At 49.5% G+C, this 17,741-nt stretch carries 16 protein-coding genes and 1 pseudogene; 12 read left to right on the top strand and 5 right to left on the bottom strand.

Annotation, left to right across the window (positions count from 1 at the left end):
* Window positions 1-237 precede the first annotated feature (237 nt).
* From carA to LTAR_RS08265, 4 genes are all read left to right on the top strand, one after another.
* Window positions 238-1,386, top strand: a complete 1,149-nt coding sequence (gene carA / locus LTAR_RS08280; protein WP_062421730.1) for a glutamine-hydrolyzing carbamoyl-phosphate synthase small subunit — start codon at window positions 238-240, stop codon at window positions 1,384-1,386.
* A complete protein-coding gene (carB, locus tag LTAR_RS08275) occupies window positions 1,379-4,597 on the top strand; it encodes a carbamoyl-phosphate synthase large subunit (protein WP_062421729.1) in 3,219 nt (1,072 codons plus the stop codon). Before carA ends, carB begins: the two co-directional genes overlap by 8 nt.
* Before the next feature lie 12 nt (window positions 4,598-4,609).
* Window positions 4,610-4,990, top strand: coding sequence for an iron chaperone (locus LTAR_RS08270; RefSeq protein WP_062421728.1), 381 nt, complete (start codon window positions 4,610-4,612; stop codon window positions 4,988-4,990).
* A 193-nt stretch (window positions 4,991-5,183) separates the two neighbouring features.
* Window positions 5,184-5,507 carry a hypothetical protein gene (locus LTAR_RS08265; RefSeq protein WP_062421727.1) on the top strand — a complete coding sequence of 108 codons (324 nt, stop codon included), beginning with the start codon at window positions 5,184-5,186 and terminating at the stop codon, window positions 5,505-5,507.
* A 2-nt stretch (window positions 5,508-5,509) separates the two neighbouring features.
* Here LTAR_RS08265 and pdxR read toward each other — a convergent pair whose 3' ends face one another.
* Window positions 5,510-6,958, bottom strand: a complete 1,449-nt coding sequence (gene pdxR, locus LTAR_RS08260; protein ID WP_062421726.1) for a MocR-like pyridoxine biosynthesis transcription factor PdxR — start codon at window positions 6,956-6,958, stop codon at window positions 5,510-5,512.
* A 149-nt stretch (window positions 6,959-7,107) separates the two neighbouring features.
* On the opposite strand from pdxR, the gene LTAR_RS08255 reads away from it, so the two are divergent.
* The 6 genes from LTAR_RS08255 (at window position 7,108) to LTAR_RS08230 (ending at window position 12,253) form a co-directional block, all read left to right on the top strand.
* Window positions 7,108-8,109, top strand: a complete 1,002-nt coding sequence (locus LTAR_RS08255) for an aldo/keto reductase (RefSeq protein ID WP_062421725.1) — start codon at window positions 7,108-7,110, stop codon at window positions 8,107-8,109.
* Between the two features lie 407 nt (window positions 8,110-8,516).
* The gene (locus tag LTAR_RS08250; protein WP_062421724.1) at window positions 8,517-9,005 is read left to right on the top strand and encodes a hypothetical protein; all 489 of its coding nucleotides are present in this window, start codon (window positions 8,517-8,519) and stop codon (window positions 9,003-9,005) included.
* Window positions 9,006-9,071: 66 nt separating this feature from the next.
* Window positions 9,072-9,629, top strand: a complete 558-nt coding sequence (locus tag LTAR_RS08245) for a hypothetical protein (protein ID WP_062421723.1) — start codon at window positions 9,072-9,074, stop codon at window positions 9,627-9,629.
* 111 nt (window positions 9,630-9,740) lie between these two features.
* A complete protein-coding gene (locus LTAR_RS08240; protein WP_062421722.1) occupies window positions 9,741-10,685 on the top strand; it encodes a hypothetical protein in 945 nt (314 codons plus the stop codon).
* Window positions 10,686-10,784: 99 nt separating this feature from the next.
* Entirely contained in the window at window positions 10,785-11,549 is a 765-nt protein-coding gene (locus tag LTAR_RS08235; RefSeq protein ID WP_062421721.1) for an SDR family NAD(P)-dependent oxidoreductase, read from the top strand.
* A 266-nt stretch (window positions 11,550-11,815) separates the two neighbouring features.
* On the top strand, window positions 11,816-12,253 hold the full coding sequence (locus LTAR_RS08230) for a nitroreductase family deazaflavin-dependent oxidoreductase (RefSeq protein WP_062421720.1): 438 nt from the start codon (window positions 11,816-11,818) through the stop codon (window positions 12,251-12,253).
* A gap of 8 nt (window positions 12,254-12,261) precedes the next feature.
* Here the strand turns inward: LTAR_RS08230 and LTAR_RS08225 are convergent, their stop codons facing one another.
* The 3 genes from LTAR_RS08225 to LTAR_RS08215 all read right to left on the bottom strand — a co-directional run bounded on the left by LTAR_RS08225 (window position 12,262) and on the right by LTAR_RS08215 (window position 14,793).
* A complete protein-coding gene (locus tag LTAR_RS08225) occupies window positions 12,262-13,431 on the bottom strand; it encodes a pyridoxal-phosphate-dependent aminotransferase family protein (protein WP_062421719.1) in 1,170 nt (389 codons plus the stop codon).
* Between the two features lie 189 nt (window positions 13,432-13,620).
* Window positions 13,621-14,334, bottom strand: a complete 714-nt coding sequence (locus tag LTAR_RS08220) for a peroxiredoxin (RefSeq protein ID WP_062421718.1) — start codon at window positions 14,332-14,334, stop codon at window positions 13,621-13,623.
* A 21-nt stretch (window positions 14,335-14,355) separates the two neighbouring features.
* Entirely contained in the window at window positions 14,356-14,793 is a 438-nt protein-coding gene (locus LTAR_RS08215) for a Fur family transcriptional regulator (RefSeq protein ID WP_062421717.1), read from the bottom strand.
* A gap of 569 nt (window positions 14,794-15,362) precedes the next feature.
* Between LTAR_RS08215 and LTAR_RS08205 the strand changes: the two genes are divergently transcribed.
* Both LTAR_RS08205 and LTAR_RS08200 read left to right on the top strand, forming a co-directional pair.
* Window positions 15,363-16,469, top strand: a complete 1,107-nt coding sequence (locus LTAR_RS08205; RefSeq protein ID WP_062421715.1) for a GGDEF domain-containing protein — start codon at window positions 15,363-15,365, stop codon at window positions 16,467-16,469.
* A 273-nt stretch (window positions 16,470-16,742) separates the two neighbouring features.
* Window positions 16,743-17,132: pseudogene (locus LTAR_RS08200) on the top strand (VOC family protein); the annotation flags it as partial.
* On the opposite strand, the gene LTAR_RS08195 reads toward LTAR_RS08200, so the two are convergent.
* The gene (locus LTAR_RS08195; RefSeq protein WP_081419891.1) at window positions 17,100-17,738 is read right to left on the bottom strand and encodes a TetR/AcrR family transcriptional regulator; all 639 of its coding nucleotides are present in this window, start codon (window positions 17,736-17,738) and stop codon (window positions 17,100-17,102) included. The pseudogene LTAR_RS08200 and the gene LTAR_RS08195 sit on opposite strands and share 33 nt — an antisense overlap.
* Window positions 17,739-17,741: the final 3 nt, after the last annotated feature.

Below are 17,741 nucleotides of genomic sequence, written 5' to 3'. Positions count from 1 at the left end.
ACTTTGAGTTTTCAGAATGGGTGTGATAGAATAGCGCGCAATATGGCAGACCAGACTATGATGATCCGAGCTCGAGGCAATCGAACCGCTTTCCATAAAGAAGAGCGGATGTTTGGGTTTCGGATGGCGGCCTGATTGCCGCGGTGTTGTATGATAACGTCAAACCAGACAGCCCTTCTTCCCGAAGGGCTGTTTTTTTACCCCGGCGAACCAGTCAAGTGAAGGAGCAGCAGATCTGTGAAAAATGCAACTCTCGTTTTGGAAGATGGAACTATTATAGAAGGCCAGGCATTTGGCGCCGCAACCGACGCCGTTTTCGAACTGGTATTCAACACCAGCATGACCGGTTATCAGGAAATCATGAGCGATCCGTCTTACCACGGGCAGGGTGTTCTGTTCACGGTATCGCATATCGGAAACACAGGCATCAACCTTGAAGATGACGAATCCGCCCGGCCGCAGATCTCTGCTGTTGTGATCTGCCAGCTCAGCCCGGCTGTCTCCAACTGGCGTTCGGTACTGCCTTTATCTGACTGGCTGGAACAGGCAGGGATTCCGGGAATCAGTAACGTGGATACCCGTTGGCTAACCCGCAAACTTCGTGATGGCGGCACACAAAAAGCAGCTCTTTCCACCCGGGGCACTCCGGCGGAAACATTGCTTCAAATGGCCCGTGATTGGCCGGGGCTGGATGGGTGCGATATGGTCAAAGAAGTCACCTGTCATCAGCCTTACACCTGGACAGAAGATACCGGCAGCAAATGGGTTCCACCGATCACCCTTGATGAACATTCCAGTGACAGAGAAACTCTGACTATTGCCGCATTCGACTTTGGTATTAAAAAGAACATCCTGCGGCATCTGGCTTCCTTCGGGGCAAAGGTTGTCATTTATCCGGCAGACACACCAGCCCGTGATGTACTGGCGGAAAACCCTGATGGAATCTTTCTTTCCAACGGACCCGGCGACCCGGCCGGCCTGCCCTATCTGGTACAAACCGTCCAGGAAATACTTGCCGCCGGTACGCCCCTGTTCGGCATCTGCCTGGGCCATCAATTGATTGGCCGGGCGTTGGGAGCCGGTACCTGCCGTCTCAAGTTTGGTCATCACGGCGGCAATCACCCTGTTCAACACCTGCCGACCGGCAGAGTTTTGATCACCGCCCAGAATCATAATTACTGTGTGGTACCTGAAGACCTGGATCCCGCTGAGGTGGAGATCACCTACCGCAGTTTGAATGATGACTCATTGGAAGGCATTCGTTTGAAAGACAAACCGGTATTCAGTGTGCAATTCCACCCTGAAGCAGCCCCCGGCCCGCACGATGCTCATAATATTTTTGCTGATTTTTTTACAATGATAAAAAACGGGGGAAACCATGCCTAAACGCACCGATATCCACACCATTCTGATCCCCGGTTCGGGTGCCATTGTCATCGGTCAGGCGGCCGAGTTTGATTATTCCGGTACCCAGGCCGTGAAAGCATTACGCAAAGAAGGATACCGCGTTGTGTTGGTCAACTCAAACCCTGCCACCATTATGACCGACCCGGAAATCGCCGATGCCACCTATATTGAACCCCTCACCCCTGACGCTCTTGAAGCCATTATTGCACAGGAGAAACCGGATGTTCTGCTGCCCGTTATTGGCGGGCAGACCGGACTGAACCTGGCACTGGCGCTCAGTGAAAATGGTGTTCTGGATAAGTACAACGTCAAACTCATTGGAGCCAATCTGCCGGCCATTAAAGCTGCCGAAGACCGCCTGCTCTTTCGCGAAACCATGCAGAAAGCGGGCATACCCATCCCGCGCGGGGGTGCCGCTCATTCGCTGGCAGAAGCGGAAACCCTGGTGAATGAGATCGGTTATCCACTGCTGGTACGGGCATCCTTTGCTCTGGGTGGATCAGGAGCATCATGGGTCAATACCCCGGAGGAACTTCCGGAAGCCATCCGCAAAGCCACCAGTGAATCACCCATCGGACAGGCCTGGATCGAAGAGAACCTGACCGGTTGGAAGGAATATGAGCTGGAAGTGATGCGCGATAAGGCAGATAATTTCGTAGTTATCTGCACCATCGAAAACATTGATCCGATGGGCGTTCATACCGGTGACTCCATTACCGTCGCCCCGGCGCAAACCCTCACCGATCGCGAATACCAGATCTTGCGTGATCTGGCCCATCGTGTTTTGACGGCCGTCGGTGTGGAGACAGGCGGATCAAACGTACAATTTGCCGTCAACCCGCAGAATGGCCGGGTGGTGGTCATTGAGATGAATCCGCGCGTCAGCCGGTCTTCTGCTCTGGCGTCCAAAGCAACCGGTTTTCCCATTGCCAAACTGGCCGCCCTCGTGGCTGTCGGTTGTACACTCGATGAAATCACCAACGATATTACCAGGCAGACCAAAGCCGCATTTGAACCGTCTCTGGACTATGTAGTGGTCAAAATTCCGCGATGGGCATTTGAAAAATTCCCCGGTGTAGATCCCGTTCTTGGCCCGCAAATGAAATCCGTCGGCGAGGTGATGTCTCTCGGCAGGACGTTCCCGGAAGCCCTGAACAAAGCAGTTCAATCACTGGAAATCGGTGTTGACAGTCTTAATGGAAAAGAAACCGAAGAAAAGATCACTCTAGCCGCACTGGCCAGCCCCACTGCAGACCGATTGTTCAAGGTATACCGCGCCATTAAACAGGGGGCTTCTTTGGCAGATATCAGTCAGGCAAGCGGATATGATCTGTGGTTCCTCACGGAATTACAAACGATTGCCTCGATGGAAAAAAAGATTGCAGACAGCAACCTGAAGGGGAAAGAACTGGTCAACCTGTTGCTTTCCGCCAAACGCATGGGGTTTGCCGACAGTCATATCGCCCGCCTGTGGAACATGAACGCCGGAGAACTCCGCGAATTGAGGAAGAAAACCGGCGTCATTCCGACCTTTCAACGTGTGGATACCTGCGCCGCCGAATTTGAAGCTCAGACACCGTACCTGTACAGCTCCTATCAGATGGAAGATGAGTCAAGACCGGATGACAGGCAGAAAATTCTCATCCTGGGCAGCGGTCCGAACCGCATCGGTCAGGGAATTGAATTTGATTACTGTTGCTGTCAGGCGGCTTTTGCCCTGTCAAAGCTGGGTTTTGAAACCATCATGTATAACTGCAACCCGGAAACAGTTTCCACCGATTATGACACAGCCGACCGCCTGTATTTTGAACCCCTTACGCTGGAACATGTGTTGAATGTTGTTGACCGTGAGCAGCCGGTGGGTGTGATTGTGCAATTTGGCGGACAAACACCCCTCAACCTTGCGGCCGGATTGGAAGCTGCCGGGGTGAAGATACTGGGTACATCGCCGCAATCCATCCGACTGTCAGAAGACCGCGAGGAATTTGCCCATCTTCTACAGGAATTGGAAATTCCCCAGCCAGAAAATGGCATCACCCGTTCACTGGCAGAAGCACGCATAGTGGCGGCCAATATCGGCTACCCGGTGCTGGTCAGACCGTCTTTTGTGTTGGGTGGACGGGCTATGGCCATTGTGGAGAATGAATCAGCACTGGCTGGTTTCATGAGCAAGGCCATTGAAGCCGCCCCCGGACAGCCGATCCTGATCGACAAGTTCATGGAAGATGCCTTTGAGATCGATGTTGATGCTCTGGCAGATGGAGAGCGGGTGGTCATAGGCGCCGTGATGCAGCATATTGAAGAGGCCGGGGTACATTCGGGTGATGCAGCCTGTGTACTGCCGCCGTATAAAGTCAGCACCTATCATCAGGGCATCATGCGCGAGTACACAGAACAACTCGGCCTGGCATTGAAGGTCAAAGGGTTGATGAATGTTCAATTCGCCCTGAAAGACGAAATGGTCTATGTGCTGGAGGTAAATCCGCGCGCTTCCCGCACTGTTCCCTTTGCCAGCAAAGCAACCGGATTAAACCTGGCGTATGCCGCCGCACAGGTCATGGCCGGCCGTTCGTTGGAAGAGATCGGCATTACCGAAGAACCCAAGGTGGACGGTTTCTTCCTTAAAGAAGCCGTGCTGCCCTTCAAGAAACTCCCCGGCTCCAGCACGCTGTTGGGTCCAGAAATGCGGTCAACCGGAGAAGTGATGGGGCATGCGGCGCATTTTGGTCACGCCTTTGCCAAGTCACAAATAGCCGCTGGAACCGGCCTGCCCGAAAGCGGGACGGTGCTGATCAGTGTGAATGACTATGACAAGAGCGCCGGGCTTAAACTGGCGCGCGATCTGTACCGCATGGGCTTTCAGTTGATGGCCACACCCGGTACAGCCGCCTTCCTTGAAAAAGTCGGCCTTCCGGTGCAAAAGGTCAACAAGATGGCGGACGGGTCTCCACATACGGTTGACTTTATCCGCGCCGGTCAGGTACAGTTAATCATCAACACTCCGCTGGGACCGCAATCCCATTCAGATGGCGCAGAAATCCGCTCGGCGGCTGTCACCATGAATGTGCCCCTGCTGACCACACTCTCCGCAGCCGCAGCGGCCGTGGCGGCTATCAAGGCGATGCGTCAGAAGGAACTCCACTACCGCAGTCTGCAAGACCATTACCGCCGCAAGGATCACCATTCCTGATCAGGAGGCTTTATGGATCAACCGAAAACCGGATATGCGACAATAGATGACTATATCTCCGGTTTTCCGGATGAGATCCAGAAGAAGCTGCAGGAAATCCGTGCGGTGATTAAGGAAGCAGCCCCCGAGGCAACCGAAAAGATCAGCTACCAGATGCCCACGTTCTATCTGAACGGCAACCTGGTGCATTTTGCCGCATTCAAGAACCATATCGGCTTCTTTCCGGCACCTTCCGGGCTTGAAGCGTTCAAGGATGAGATATCAAAATACCCCCATTCAAAAGGCGGGGTACAATTTCCTTTTGATCAGCCCATACCATTCGATTTGATTCGACGAATTGTGATTTACCGAATGGTGGAAAATCAGAAAAAAGCCGCCGGGAAGAAAAAATAAGACTCACTGGCAGGGATTTTGACCATTGGAAATCAGGGAATGTAATCCGTATCACGCCAGGCTTGTTGGAGATGATATTCTTCGATTGCCTGACGGGAAGTCGATTTTCAAGGTTTACTTCCTGTCAATCACAGGTAGACAGAATCCTGAGCTGTATGAGTGGGGGAAATGCCATCAGACACAAGAGGACTTTATGAACCGGCTCCGAACTTCCGGAATGGAAGGAGTCGGTTTTATCACCGCATTTCCACATATGGCCAAGATATTCCTCTTTTCACCCGGTGCTGAAACGGTATTGGATGTCCGGGCATTCAACCCATCTGACCTCGAACCAAAGAACCTTTCACGATATGGTGGATTCCATGAATTTGCCTGCCTGGCGGAAGGAATAATCTCTGCCGGTGAATATAAAGCCTGGGCTGCTGCAAAGGATGTGGAAGAATATCTGTCCTATCGCAGTGACGACAGGATATTTGATATCCTTTCATCCAACAAATTGAAGCGATACTGGGGGTAACGTCAGGCGTCACGCATCGCCTTGCCCAGACGCCGGATACCCTCATCAATTTCCTCCGGTGTATGGGTGGCAAAATTCAGGCGGATAAAAGGTAAACCCTCATCCGGGTCGGGGAAGTAGCGGGTACCGGGTGAAAACTCCACACCCTGATGCATGGCCTTGGGCAGCAACTCGGTACAGGTCATGCCTTCCGGCAGACGCAGCCACAGGAACAATCCTCCATGTGGAACGGCATAGGTCACACCGGCAGGAAGATACCTGCGAATAGCCATCTGCATGGCATCACGCCTCTTGCGGTACAGCCTTGTTGACCGCCTCACATGGGACTGGTATCGGCCGACAGTGACGTATGTATCCAGTACATGTTGCATCAGGTTGGATGTCGCCAGATCTTGCACCCATTTCAGGCGCAGCAACCGGTCGAAGATGGGACCATCCGCCAGCAGGTAGCCAATACGCAGACCGGGCATCAGCATTTTGGAAAATGTACCCGTGTAGATCACCTGACCGCCGGGGTCCAATGATTTGATAGCGGGAAGAGACCGTCCTTCGTAACGCAAATCACTGACAAAATCATCTTCCAGAATAGGCACATTGTACCGGGCGGCCAACTCAAGTAGCTGCCGCCGTCGGGAAATGCTCATGCACATGCCGCTGGGATTTTGAAAAACTGGAATGGTATAGATCAGACGTGGATGCTGCTTCTGTAAAACCGGTTCAAGGTACTCCACCTGCATTCCCTGAGAATCGACCGGGATGCCGGTAATTTTCAGTTTCAAAGAGCGGAACAGTTCAAGGGCAAAATTATAGGTGGGTTTTTCGACCAGAACTGTATCTCCCGGTTTGAGCAATGCCTGGCACACCAGCGCCAGTGCCTGCTGTGACCCGCCGGTCACCAGCACTTCACCTGGCCGGGCAGCAATCCCCTGACTGGCAAGAATGTGGGCAATCGTCTCTCGCAGCGGCGGGTACCCGGCATGCAATCCGCCATATTCCAGGGCTTCGATACCATCATGGTCAAAAACTTCTCGCACCGTGCGTGCAAACTCTTTTAGAGGAAATTCTCTGGGATCACCTACTCCGATGAAAGCAATGGTGTCAGAAGGTGACAAATACGGCGGAGCGGGTTCGATGGCGTAATCATCCTCCACTTCCATTTGCCATAACGGCCATGTTGCCGGTTGAATCGGCGGTCTGACCCCAAGATCGGGTATTGGCGGCGATACATACGTCCCGGAGCCTTCGCGGGTATACACCACACCGTCGCTTTCGAGGTTGGTATACGCGTTTTTGACGGTGATCCGGCTGACGCCCAGCTCGTTGGCCAGTTCCCGGGTGGATGGTAATTTTGTCTCTGCAGGCAGACTGCCGGATTGGATGTTCGTCCGGAACCAGTTCTCAATCTGCCGGTAAAGTGGAATCTCATTCGATATGTCCAGAGGAATGCGCATGAAGATATTTTATCCATTTTCTGTATCCACAAAACAATATTCAGTGAGTGGAATTAAGAAAAATAACAGGATGTGGTACTGGTAATATATCCACTTGATTCATAAAATATTTCCAGCGGTGACAGTCAAACTTGAAAGGAATATTAAAAATGATCACAGATTTTACGCGCACACTGGGGCGTTCCGGCATCGAAGTCAGCCCGATGGGAATGGGCTGCTGGGCTATTGGCGGACCGTGGAAGTTCAACGGGGTTCCCGCCGGTTGGAGTCAGGTGGATGATGCTGAATCGGAGCGTGCCATCCGTCGGGCATTCGACCTGGGGGTGACGTATTTTGATACGGCGGCCAATTACGGCGCCGGTCACAGTGAGCGGCTGCTGGGGAATGTCTTTAAGGACAGGCGAGATCAGGTGGTGATTTCCACAAAATTCGGGTACATCGTAGATGAAAGGAACAAAGAGGTGAGGCACTATGATGAAGCCGAAGAACACAGCCATGTAGCAGAACATTTAAAACAGGATGTGGAAGCCAGCCTGATACGATTGGATACGGATTACATTGATGTGTATTTCCTGCATGTCTGGGGTCTGGATATTGACCTGGCTCTTGAAGCCCGCGAAGTTCTGGAAGACCTGGTCAGGCAGGGGAAGATCCGTACCTACGGCTGGAGCACCGATCGGCCAGATGCCATTAAGGCATTCGCTACATCGTCCAATTGCAGTGCGGTGCAGCAGCAATTGAGTGTGCTCGATGGCAATATGGAATTGCTGGCATTGTGCGAAGAACAGAATCTGGCCAGTGTGAACCGCGGTCCCCTCGGAATGGGGTTATTAACCGGAAAATTCGCCCCCGATACGACCTTTGCCAGTGATGATGTGCGGCGGTATGCCAACTGGCATCCCGGTTTTCAGGATGGGAAACCCACGCAAGATTGGTTGAACAAGCTGGCATCGATTCGTGAAGTGCTCACCAGCGGCGGACGGACGTTAAGTCAGGGGGCGTTGGCCTGGATATGGGCCAAGAGTGAGAAGACCGTCCCGATCCCCGGATTTAAAAACACGGCTCAGGTTGAAGAGAATTGCAAAGCCATGCAATTCGGTCCTTTAAGCAGTGATCAGATGAAAGAAATCGATCAGATTCTGGGAAGATGACGGTATTGTACGGAAAGTAGAGTTCTCTCAGTTTAGGCAGATGCCTGCGCAATTGTAGGGGCGAACGGCCGTTCGCTCCCTACGGGGGATGCTTATTAATTGGGCAAGTTATGCAATTTGCACCTATACGTTTCGAAAAAACGCAAGCGTATTTATTTTCAGATATGGTGAGTCTTCGCCGTTGTAGGGGTGGACGGCCGTCCACCCCTACGAAAAAAACCCATTCATTAGGCAAGTCATGCAATCCGCTCTCTTTGTTTTATAAAAAACAGGCAAGTGTTTTTTCAGATATAGTGAGTCTTGGCCATTGTAGGGGCGAACGGCCGTTCGCCCCTACGGGGGATGCATAGGCATGGAATTTTTCTACCAAAAAATGCGATAATTATCTGCAAAAGGATCTTTTTCTCATGGCTTTTACGCCAACCCCTGAATTGCAATCTCTCATAGAAAAATTGCTTTCTCTGGAAGAGCAATATCCCTACAGCAGCCTGCTGATCCCTGTCCCATCCACCGAAGACGCGGACAAACTGTTTACAGAACTCTGTGAAAGAGCCCTGTTTAACAATTCCACATACGACAGCACATTTATCAAGGAAGCCATCAAGGACAAAAAAGGACTGGCAGGCTGCTTTCTCGGCTACATGAGCAAAGCCGCAGATAGGCTGCGCGAGACCAGAGACATCCGCTGGCTGCACATCGGTCTGGGCGCTTCCATCCTTGAAGACGGCTACCCGGACTGGCGCGACTATATTCTGGCCATGGCAGACCTGTACGTCACGGCAGAAGAAGCCGGCCTCGATCCAAAACCGGCTTTTAAACTGATCGGTTATGATGATGAATATGACTTTGCCCACCATCCTGTTGTGTGTGAACGGCGCAGGTACCGGATTAGCTGAAATTCAGATAAAAAGTGTCAACTCTCATCGTCATTCTCTTGAACCATTCTTGCATTCAGGGATTTTATGGACATCATTCAAACGTATGTCAATCGAATTTCGACTGAGTTACAGTTCAAAGGATATTTGATTGAGAACCGGATATCAATGGGAGATACCCCCGGATTGTTGTATGCCTGTTCGGCCAAACCATACCAGACGGTGATCACCAGAGTCAGCGATCATTTTCTGTTTGTTGACTGGGAAATTGGACTGGCCAGATGGAAACCTGACATGATCGAGACGTACAGATCATTTTCCAAAACAGTCAATCAAAAATTCAAAGTCCCCAATGTATTCCGGTTGACCATTCCTTCCATGATACTGGTGGCCGTCTCCACCACCAGTTATGACCAGGATACGATTGATTTTGTCCAATCGGTGTATGAAACCCCCATGAAGGGCGGTGAAGCCGGGCAGTATATGCTGGTGGATTTGGCTCTCAACAAAATTTATTACCATACGAGGCACCCATATAAACAACCGGCTGCAACTCCATTGTTTGAATCCCGGAATAATCTACTTCCAGTTATGCAGCGTTGTCTTCAGGTAGACTATGCATTTCCCTCAAACAAAAAACGATAATCGTTCGAACCAGTTTTGAGGAGGGACTGCGCTTTCTTTATTTATTTGAATAGATAAAATAATAAGTGGGGTTTTTCGATACAATCCAAAACAAAGGTGCGGAGAGATGACATGGGAAAAAAATCAAGCTTCCCCTGGAAACCTGTACTCATTGCAGCCGCCGGACTGGGTGTTTTATTTTGTTGTCTGGCGGTGGCAGGTGGTGTAACCGCATATTACATGACCAAGAACCAGGTCGCCCAGGTTGAACCGGTCAAGACAGAAAAAAACCAACCGGTCAGACCTGAGACTCAATCGGCCGGGGAAGAACCCACTGCGCTGCCCGCAAAAACAGCCGTCTCCAAACCCACCGCAAAGAAACCGGCGAATGCTGTCTCACCGACGGTCAAACCTTCTCCTGAGAAAAAAGCTGGTTCGGTATCAGATGGTTCAAAATCTGGCCTGACCGGTAAACAGGAAATTACCGATCATTCCATTTTTGACGATTTTTCATCCAATGCCCTCAATTGGTCGCAATATGATGATGGAACCTATATTATCGTGATTGAGAATGAAGCCCTGTCTATGCAGGTAAAGGAACCCGATAAATTGGATTGGGTGGACTTCCCGGTCGATTTCATCCCATATGAGATTAAATTTGATGTCAAAGGTACTTCTGGTAAGCAGGATGGTACGTTTGGTGTGTATTGTCAGAATTTAAACGAGAATAATTTCTATTATGTCGAATTCGACCTGGAAACCAGCGAATATGTGATTACAGAAGTCAAAGACGACGTTCAAATTCCACTGACGAAGCAAAATGCCAGCGGCCAGTACTGGCAAAAGACAAATGCTTTCAAAACTCCCTCGACATCCGTTAACCGTATTGCCATCAGTTGTTATCTCGACAATATCACTTTGTTTATCAATGACAAACTGGTTGATCAGGTGGACGTCAAGAAACCGCTCGAAAAGACAGCAAACGGAGCCTTCTATGTTTATGCCTATCCCGGTGCCGGTGAAAATGGGTATAAAGTCATTTTTGATAATGTGGAAATCTTTCAACCTGTTCAATAGTGCAGCCACAACCGGCCATCGAAGAATGTAGATTACGTCACCGGTATGCAGAACACTATGTGAAGCCGTTTTACAGAAAAGCACATCAGGAGTACGAATATGACAGAACGATTGGATGGAACAGTAGCTTTGGTCACCGGTGCCAGCAGCGGAATCGGCGAAGCCACCGCCCGGCAGTTGGCCGCGCAGGGTGCCGCCGTTGCTCTTGTAGCCCGCCGAAAGGAACGGCTGGAAAAATTGGCCGCCAAAATTACAGCCAGCGGCGGCACGGCCCTTGTTCTGGCCGCTGATGTCAGCCGGCAGGATGAAGCCATTGCGGTTGTGGAACAGACCATTAAAGAAATGGGCCGTCTTGATACACTGGTTAATAATGCCGGTGTTATGCTACTGGGTAATATTCAAGGTGCAGACACCGATGAATGGGAACGCATGATCGATATCAACCTGAAGGGTTTGCTGTATGCCTCTCATGCTGCCCTTCCGTATCTATTGAAAGCAGCGGAAGATTCTCCCCGCCAGGTTTCAGATGTAATCAACATCAGCTCGGTGGCCGGCCGGCGGGCTCGCATGGGCGCCGGTGTATACAATGCCACCAAATTTGGCGTGGTGGCCTTCACCGAATCCCTGCGCCAGGAAGTCACCGGCCGGCATGTGCGCGTGTCCGTCGTAGAACCGGGCGTGGTAGCCACGGAATTAACAGACCACATGAAACCAGAAGTCCGCGAACAAACCATGAAACCCTTTGCCGGTATCACCCCGCTTGAACCAGAAGACATTGCCGACATCATTGCTTTCATCGTTACCCGTCCATGGCGGTCTGCCATAAACGAAGTGCTCGTCCGCCCAACAGAACAGGCTTTTTAAAGAGCATAACCAGACTGTTTATCTGACTGCTGGTCCAGTAATTCATCACAGCAGTCTTTTTTATGTATTTACGATCTGAGTGAAACTCGGTCAATTCACGGTCATATTCGGATGAAATTTATCATCACCGGAAAACTAAAACTATTTCTTCTAATAAATTCGAGAAAGAGGAGCCAATCACAAACCAGAAATAAATCTGGTCTTCGATTTCCACAAAGGAGTACAACACATGCAGGGTGAAATCCGTATAAAAAAACGGAGGTAGCATGAACAGCACATACAAACTCACCCCGACACGAAAAATTATCAATCTTATTATGCGTGTAATGATCCGGTATGACCTGGGTCCATCCGGGCGGCATATTCTCAAATTCAAGGGGCGCAAGAGTGGTCGCGACTATTCAACACCGGTCACCCTGGTTCAGGATAATGGTCAAAAATGGCTGGTGGCACCTTACGGAGAAGTTCCATGGGTGAAAAACGTACGGGCGGCAGGCACAGTGGAATTTTTTCGCGGGGGAAAAACAGAGAAGTATTCCATTCAGGAGCTGGCCGCATCAGAAAGTGCCCCTGTTCTGAAGAAATACGTAGCCCTTGAACCGATCACCTGGTCTTTCTTTACCGCAAGACCCGAATCTCCGGTGGAAGACTTTGTGAACGAAGCCTCTCTCCATCCGGTATTTGCGCTTAAAAGCCTGAACTAATCCTGCCTCTAATTTTCTGCAAACACCTTCATGGCAGCTGACAGTGCTGTTCCGGCAGCAAAGGAGTAACCGCAGGCCGCCAGACCACTTTCAATGGCTCCCAGAGTGGCAAGCACATCGCCTTGAGTGACTGCACCCATGTGACCAATGCGGAAATACTCATTCTTGATATCCGGGTGCAGACCACCTGCCAGTGTCACCCCGGCTTTGGTCACCGCCGGGAGTAAGTCTGCGCCGCTGATTCCTGCCGGATACCGGGGAGCTGTCATGGTATGCGCGGCAATATCATCGGTAAGGGGTACCTGCCCCATTCCCAGAGCTGAAATACCTGCTTTTATCGCCCGGCTGATCCTGATGTGCCGGGAAAACCGGGCTTCCAGACCTTCCTGCAATATCTGACCCAGGCTGACGTTCAGGGCAAACACCAGATTGACGGCCGGTGTGCCAAAGTAAGCCGATTTACGGGCTTCATAAGCCTGCATTACCGGCAGCCAGTTGGTCCAGTCTGCATAATAACTGCCCACCGGGGTCTTGCGGGCTTTAAAAGCAGCCAGTGCTTTTGGAGAAGCCACCAACAACGCCAGGCCTGGTGGAACGCCGACGGCTTTCTGGGATGCCGTGAATGCCACATCCACACCCCAGGCATCCATGTTCAGGTTTTCCCCTGCCACCGAACAGACGCCATCAACGATCACCAGAGCCCCATATCGCCGCCCCAGAGCTGCCAGGTTCTTGATATCCGCCAGTACACCGGTGGACGTATCCACATGGGTGATGGTCATTACCCTGTATGTACCGGCTTTGAGGGCTTTTTCCACCTCTTCCAATGAAGGGTGCGCACCAGCTGCTGGACGGACGTGTGTCACCTGTGCACCGTAGCGTTCAAGTATGGAACCGATGCGGTCGCCGAAATACCCGGTATTGACCACCAGTGCGGTATCTCCCGGTTCGACCAGATTGGCGCAGGCGGTGTCCATGCCCAGGGTTCCTGTTCCGGCCAAAACAAAAGGCTGACCATCTTTGCATTGAAAAAGCGTCCTCGTTCGTTCCAACGCCTGTCCAAAGGCTTCTATGAAACTGGGTGCCAGGTGGCCGGTTGTCGGGGCGCCCATGGCAGCCAGTACAGCCGGGTCAAATTCAATGGGACCGGGAATCATCAGTAAAGAGCGGTTTTTCATTTTCCTTTATCCTTTTTCCTTGACTGGTAACAGGTTTTTCTCAAAAGGGAGAAAAGATAGCAATGATCCAAAACCACGACGAATTATTATCATTATATTGCTTACGGCAAGTCCTTCTTGTGGGCCATCCAGCAAAAAAAGAGCGGGAGAGTTTTATCAACCCTCCCGCTCTATTGTGTTCCGGCAATACTACTTTTTCAACACAGCATCAAATACTTTTTCTTTCGATATAGGACGGGTGCAGAAGAACCAGTCATAGCATTTCATATCTGTCTTGTTCTCCATGCGTTCTTTGGCAACACCGCACGAACCCGCCGTGGGAACGATCACATCATCACCAGGCTGCCAGTCGGCCGGAGTAGCCACTGAGAAAGCATCGGCGGTTTGCATGGCTACCAGTGCCCGGTATAGTTCGTCAAAGTTACGACCCAGGCTGAGCGGATAATAGATGATCGCCCGGATAATTCCCTTTGGATCGATGAAGAACACGGCTCGTACGGCCTTGGTATTGCTTTCTCCCGGCTGGATCATGCCATATTTTTTAGCCACTTCCATGGTGATGTCTTCGATTAATGGGAATTTGACCTCGACATCTTTCATTCCCTTATATTCAATTTTTTCCCTGATCGTTCGCAGCCAGGCAATATGACTGTACAGGCCATCAACAGAGAGCCCGACCAATTTGCAGTTTGCTTTGGCGAATTTTTCTTCCTGTGAGGCAAATGTCATAAATTCTGATGTACATACGGGCGTGAAATCTGCCGGATGACTGAAAAGAATCACCCAGCTTCCTGAGAAATCGGCAGGGAAATTGATCGGCCCCTGTGTGGTTACAGCTTTGAATTCGGGGGCTTTATCGCCAATACGCGGCATGGGAATAATTTGGGATTCAGTTGTTTCCATTTTTCTCTCCTTTTGGTATATCTACTTCTGATTATTGATTGTCTGGCATTGGGGGCACAGGCCGTAATATAAAATTCGTGCGCCCTGTAAGGCATAATTGGATATTTGACTTACTTCTGATTCAATACGGCTCATCCTGACAGAGGGAAGATCGATAATTTTGTGACAATGGGTACAGGCCAGATTGACATGGGGAGATATATCGGCGTCAAAATGGACCTTGCCATCACCAGCGGAACCGAGAACATTCACCATGCCTAACCCCACCAATGCATCCAATGTGTTGTAAACGGTCGCCAGTGAAATCGTAGGATACTCTCGCCGAATCTCGTCATATAACATGGCGGCTGTTGGATGAGAATCCGTCTGGCTGAGAAGCCTGCATATCGCTATCCTTTGTGGAGTAATGCGCATCCCGGCCTTTTTTAATGCATCTGTGAGAATTTCAGCTGAAATCATAAACCAACCATTTAGAATATTTATTACTTTATAATCATTATAATTAGTTAATTTGGATTGTCAATATCCATTATACAAAACCTTATATTGATAGATAGGTCATATTGCATGAGGTTTGACCAGGACATAAATCCAAGGATAAAACCAACCAGAAACCCTAACCTGTAAATACTCTTAACATATCTTTTATCCAATATATACAAAACTTTTACAGGTTACGCCGTAAAATAAGATTGAAAGATGTCATTATGAGGAAAACCACTCCTCTTTTCATTAATGTGCATTACAAGCCTCATAATTATTTCACCCGTACTCTCCAGAAGCGAAACTGCTTCCCTTACAAATTTATTTTTTTTATTGGTACTCTGGATTCAGAAATCGAGTTAAATCAACAGGGATTTCTGAAGAAACGGCGCATTCCAGATTCTGTGTTTATTGGTATCAAAATGATCCCTTGTTCAGTTTTAAATATTGAATCAAGAAATTGAAATAGCTATCAGAAATCAGGTTTTAAATCAAAAATATCGGTGGATGTGTAACGCACTTACGAATTTAGGAAAAGACTTTACATGAATTTACAACGCTTCATCACGCTGGTGGGTGGGGACGAAAATTTATCCGGGATAAATAAAATTTTCAACATTGCCTGCATTATTGGTGGTTTATTTTGCATCCTTTCTGGATTTGAATGCTTTATCGCCGGTCTCAGCCCTTATCTGGTCACTGCTAATTTCTTTTTCACCCTTATTCTGGCTTTATCATATTATTTTTCACGATTCCGGCATCAATTTTTTGTTTTCAGGATATTCAGCATCTTTACCCTGATTTTTATTTATACACCCCTTCTCTGGATACTTAATGGCGGCAGTCAGAGTGGAATTCCTTACTTTATTCCGCTTTTTGTCTCCTTTCTTTCAATATTGACCATCACTCCGAAAAGTTCAAAGACTAACCGTCTCATCAGCTATGCGGTGCTTGCTACCTTTTCCCTGGTTGTCATCGTTCTTATCCTGCTTGAATTCTCTCACCCGGAGATTTTTTACCAGTACACAGATAAAACCACCCAGAAGATCGACATTATAGTGGCAGCGGTATTCTCATTACTCGGGAATTACCTGATTATCATGTCATTTGTTAAACTTTATTACCGTCAACTTGAAAAAGCAGAAGAAGCCACCTGCCGGTTGGAAGAATTGGTCATCCGGGATTCAATGACCTGTCTATACAATCACGCTTTTGCCCTGTCTTGCCTGAAAGAAGAAGTTGACAGAGCTGTCCGTCGAAATTCAGCCTTATCCGTCATCATGATGGATATTGATCATTTCAAAAAGATCAATGATACCTACGGGCACCCATTTGGCGATAATGTATTAAAACAATTATCGCAAACGTTTCAAAATAATTGCCGCTCCATAGATACCGTAGCCCGTTATGGCGGCGAGGAATTCCTGATCATCTTGCCTGATACCACATCTCAGATTGCCAGTGTCATCGCTAACCGTTTACTGGGCCTCGCTCGGAATTTGAAGTTTGAAAACGATGTCTCTGTGACAGTAAGTGCAGGAATTGCCGGACATATCCCCGGAGATACGGCTTCCAGTTTGATTGATAGGGCGGATTCTTACTTATACAAGGCTAAGAATGCGGGGCGTGATCAGGTGAAGTCTCAACCATAGGCAGTCTGAGTTTTCATCACCCGTTGCCTGTCATCCAAAGGGGGATTTCACCGAGCGAAAAGCATGGACAGATTGCGGAATCTTCCTTTGTTTTGGCTATCGTGAGAGTATGGAATGATAGGCTGATTATGCAAGGTTCTAAGGCAGAAAATCTATCCCTGCTTCGGGTTTGACAGCAACGTCGAAGAGGCGGTTTACCTGTACATTTCCATTTTCAGGAATTTGTAAATCCAATCGGTTGCGCGATTCGGCAAGTAGGGTCCCGGTCCGGAGGGTACTGTGATGACGGTTGAATTCCTGCTGGCTGGTCAAAGGCTTCTGGCTCTGAACGGAGGACCTGCTTTTTCATTCACCAAAGCCGTTTCATTGATCGTAGATGTGGATTCACAGGAAGAACTGGATATCATCTGGAACCATCATTTCGCCCACCCTGAAGCGGAACAATGCAGTTGGTTGAAAGACCGATTTGGCCTGTCATGGCAAGTTATCCCCACTATTTTTGAGAAATTAATGACAGATAAAGATCCGGTTAAGGCCGGGCGGGTCACTCAGGCTATGCTGAAGAGGAAAAAACTGGATATCGCAAAACTGAAAGCGGCATTTGATGGGGTTGATATCGGAAAGAGGGAATTAAATGTTTCCCTCTTCCGCTACCCATTCTGACGGGATGGGTTTTTCCACCATCCTGTTCAGGGTAAAAATCAATAATTCGCGGGTAGACATCCGTTCTGTTACGGTATGTGAAATCTGTCCTTCGAGGAGCAATGAGACAAACCCGTGCACCAGACTCCACACGCTGACGGCCACAGCATCGGTGTCACCCGGTTCGAGGATGCCTTCCTGCTGGCAGGCACGTACAATTTCTGCCACTACAGAAAAGCTGCGCTGAGACATTTCCACAAATGCCGGGTAGTCTTTTTCTTTTTCAATGATCCCTGAAAGGGTGATTTTAAAATGAGCCGGGTCATCCAGAGCAAAACGAGTATAGACCCAGGCGGCTTCCACGAGCTGGCGTAAAGGATCGCCGGAGTAATTACGGTTTACCGATAGCAGTCTCTCATACAGACGCCGGTATCCTTCGGTGGATATGGCAGCAATCAAGGCCTGTTTGTCGGCAAAATGCGCATAAGGCGCCGAATGACTCACCCCGGCACGCTGCGCCACTTTCCGCAGGCTCAATCCGCCCACCCCATCTGAAGATAAAATCTCAATCCCGGCTTTGATCAGGGCATTTTTCAAATCCCCGTGGTGGTACTTTTGAGTAACCATGAA

It is taken from the genome of Leptolinea tardivitalis, assembly GCF_001050275.1.
GTDB classification, from domain to species: Bacteria; Chloroflexota; Anaerolineae; order Anaerolineales; family Anaerolineaceae; genus Leptolinea; species Leptolinea tardivitalis.
The sequence above is the reverse complement of the archived record's forward strand: the minus strand, read 5'-3'. Positions and strand labels throughout refer to the sequence as shown.

Coding starts and splice junctions, on each gene's coding strand:
- LTAR_RS08215 (WP_062421717.1), bottom strand. CDS start 14,793: ATGATTTCAGCTGAAATTCTCACAGATGCATTAAAAAAGGCCGGGATG.
- LTAR_RS08225 (WP_062421719.1), bottom strand. CDS start 13,431: ATGAAAAACCGCTCTTTACTGATGATTCCCGGTCCCATTGAATTTGAC.
- LTAR_RS08220 (WP_062421718.1), bottom strand. CDS start 14,334: ATGGAAACAACTGAATCCCAAATTATTCCCATGCCGCGTATTGGCGAT.
- LTAR_RS08255 (WP_062421725.1), top strand. CDS start 7,108: ATGATCACAGATTTTACGCGCACACTGGGGCGTTCCGGCATCGAAGTC.
- carB (WP_062421729.1), top strand. CDS start 1,379: ATGCCTAAACGCACCGATATCCACACCATTCTGATCCCCGGTTCGGGT.
- LTAR_RS08245 (WP_062421723.1), top strand. CDS start 9,072: ATGGACATCATTCAAACGTATGTCAATCGAATTTCGACTGAGTTACAG.
- LTAR_RS08240 (WP_062421722.1), top strand. CDS start 9,741: ATGGGAAAAAAATCAAGCTTCCCCTGGAAACCTGTACTCATTGCAGCC.
- LTAR_RS08235 (WP_062421721.1), top strand. CDS start 10,785: ATGACAGAACGATTGGATGGAACAGTAGCTTTGGTCACCGGTGCCAGC.
- LTAR_RS08270 (WP_062421728.1), top strand. CDS start 4,610: ATGGATCAACCGAAAACCGGATATGCGACAATAGATGACTATATCTCC.
- LTAR_RS08195 (WP_081419891.1), bottom strand. CDS start 17,738: ATGGTTACTCAAAAGTACCACCACGGGGATTTGAAAAATGCCCTGATC.
- LTAR_RS08265 (WP_062421727.1), top strand. CDS start 5,184: ATGAACCGGCTCCGAACTTCCGGAATGGAAGGAGTCGGTTTTATCACC.
- pdxR (WP_062421726.1), bottom strand. CDS start 6,958: ATGCGCATTCCTCTGGACATATCGAATGAGATTCCACTTTACCGGCAG.
- LTAR_RS08205 (WP_062421715.1), top strand. CDS start 15,363: ATGAATTTACAACGCTTCATCACGCTGGTGGGTGGGGACGAAAATTTA.
- LTAR_RS08230 (WP_062421720.1), top strand. CDS start 11,816: ATGAACAGCACATACAAACTCACCCCGACACGAAAAATTATCAATCTT.
- LTAR_RS08250 (WP_062421724.1), top strand. CDS start 8,517: ATGGCTTTTACGCCAACCCCTGAATTGCAATCTCTCATAGAAAAATTG.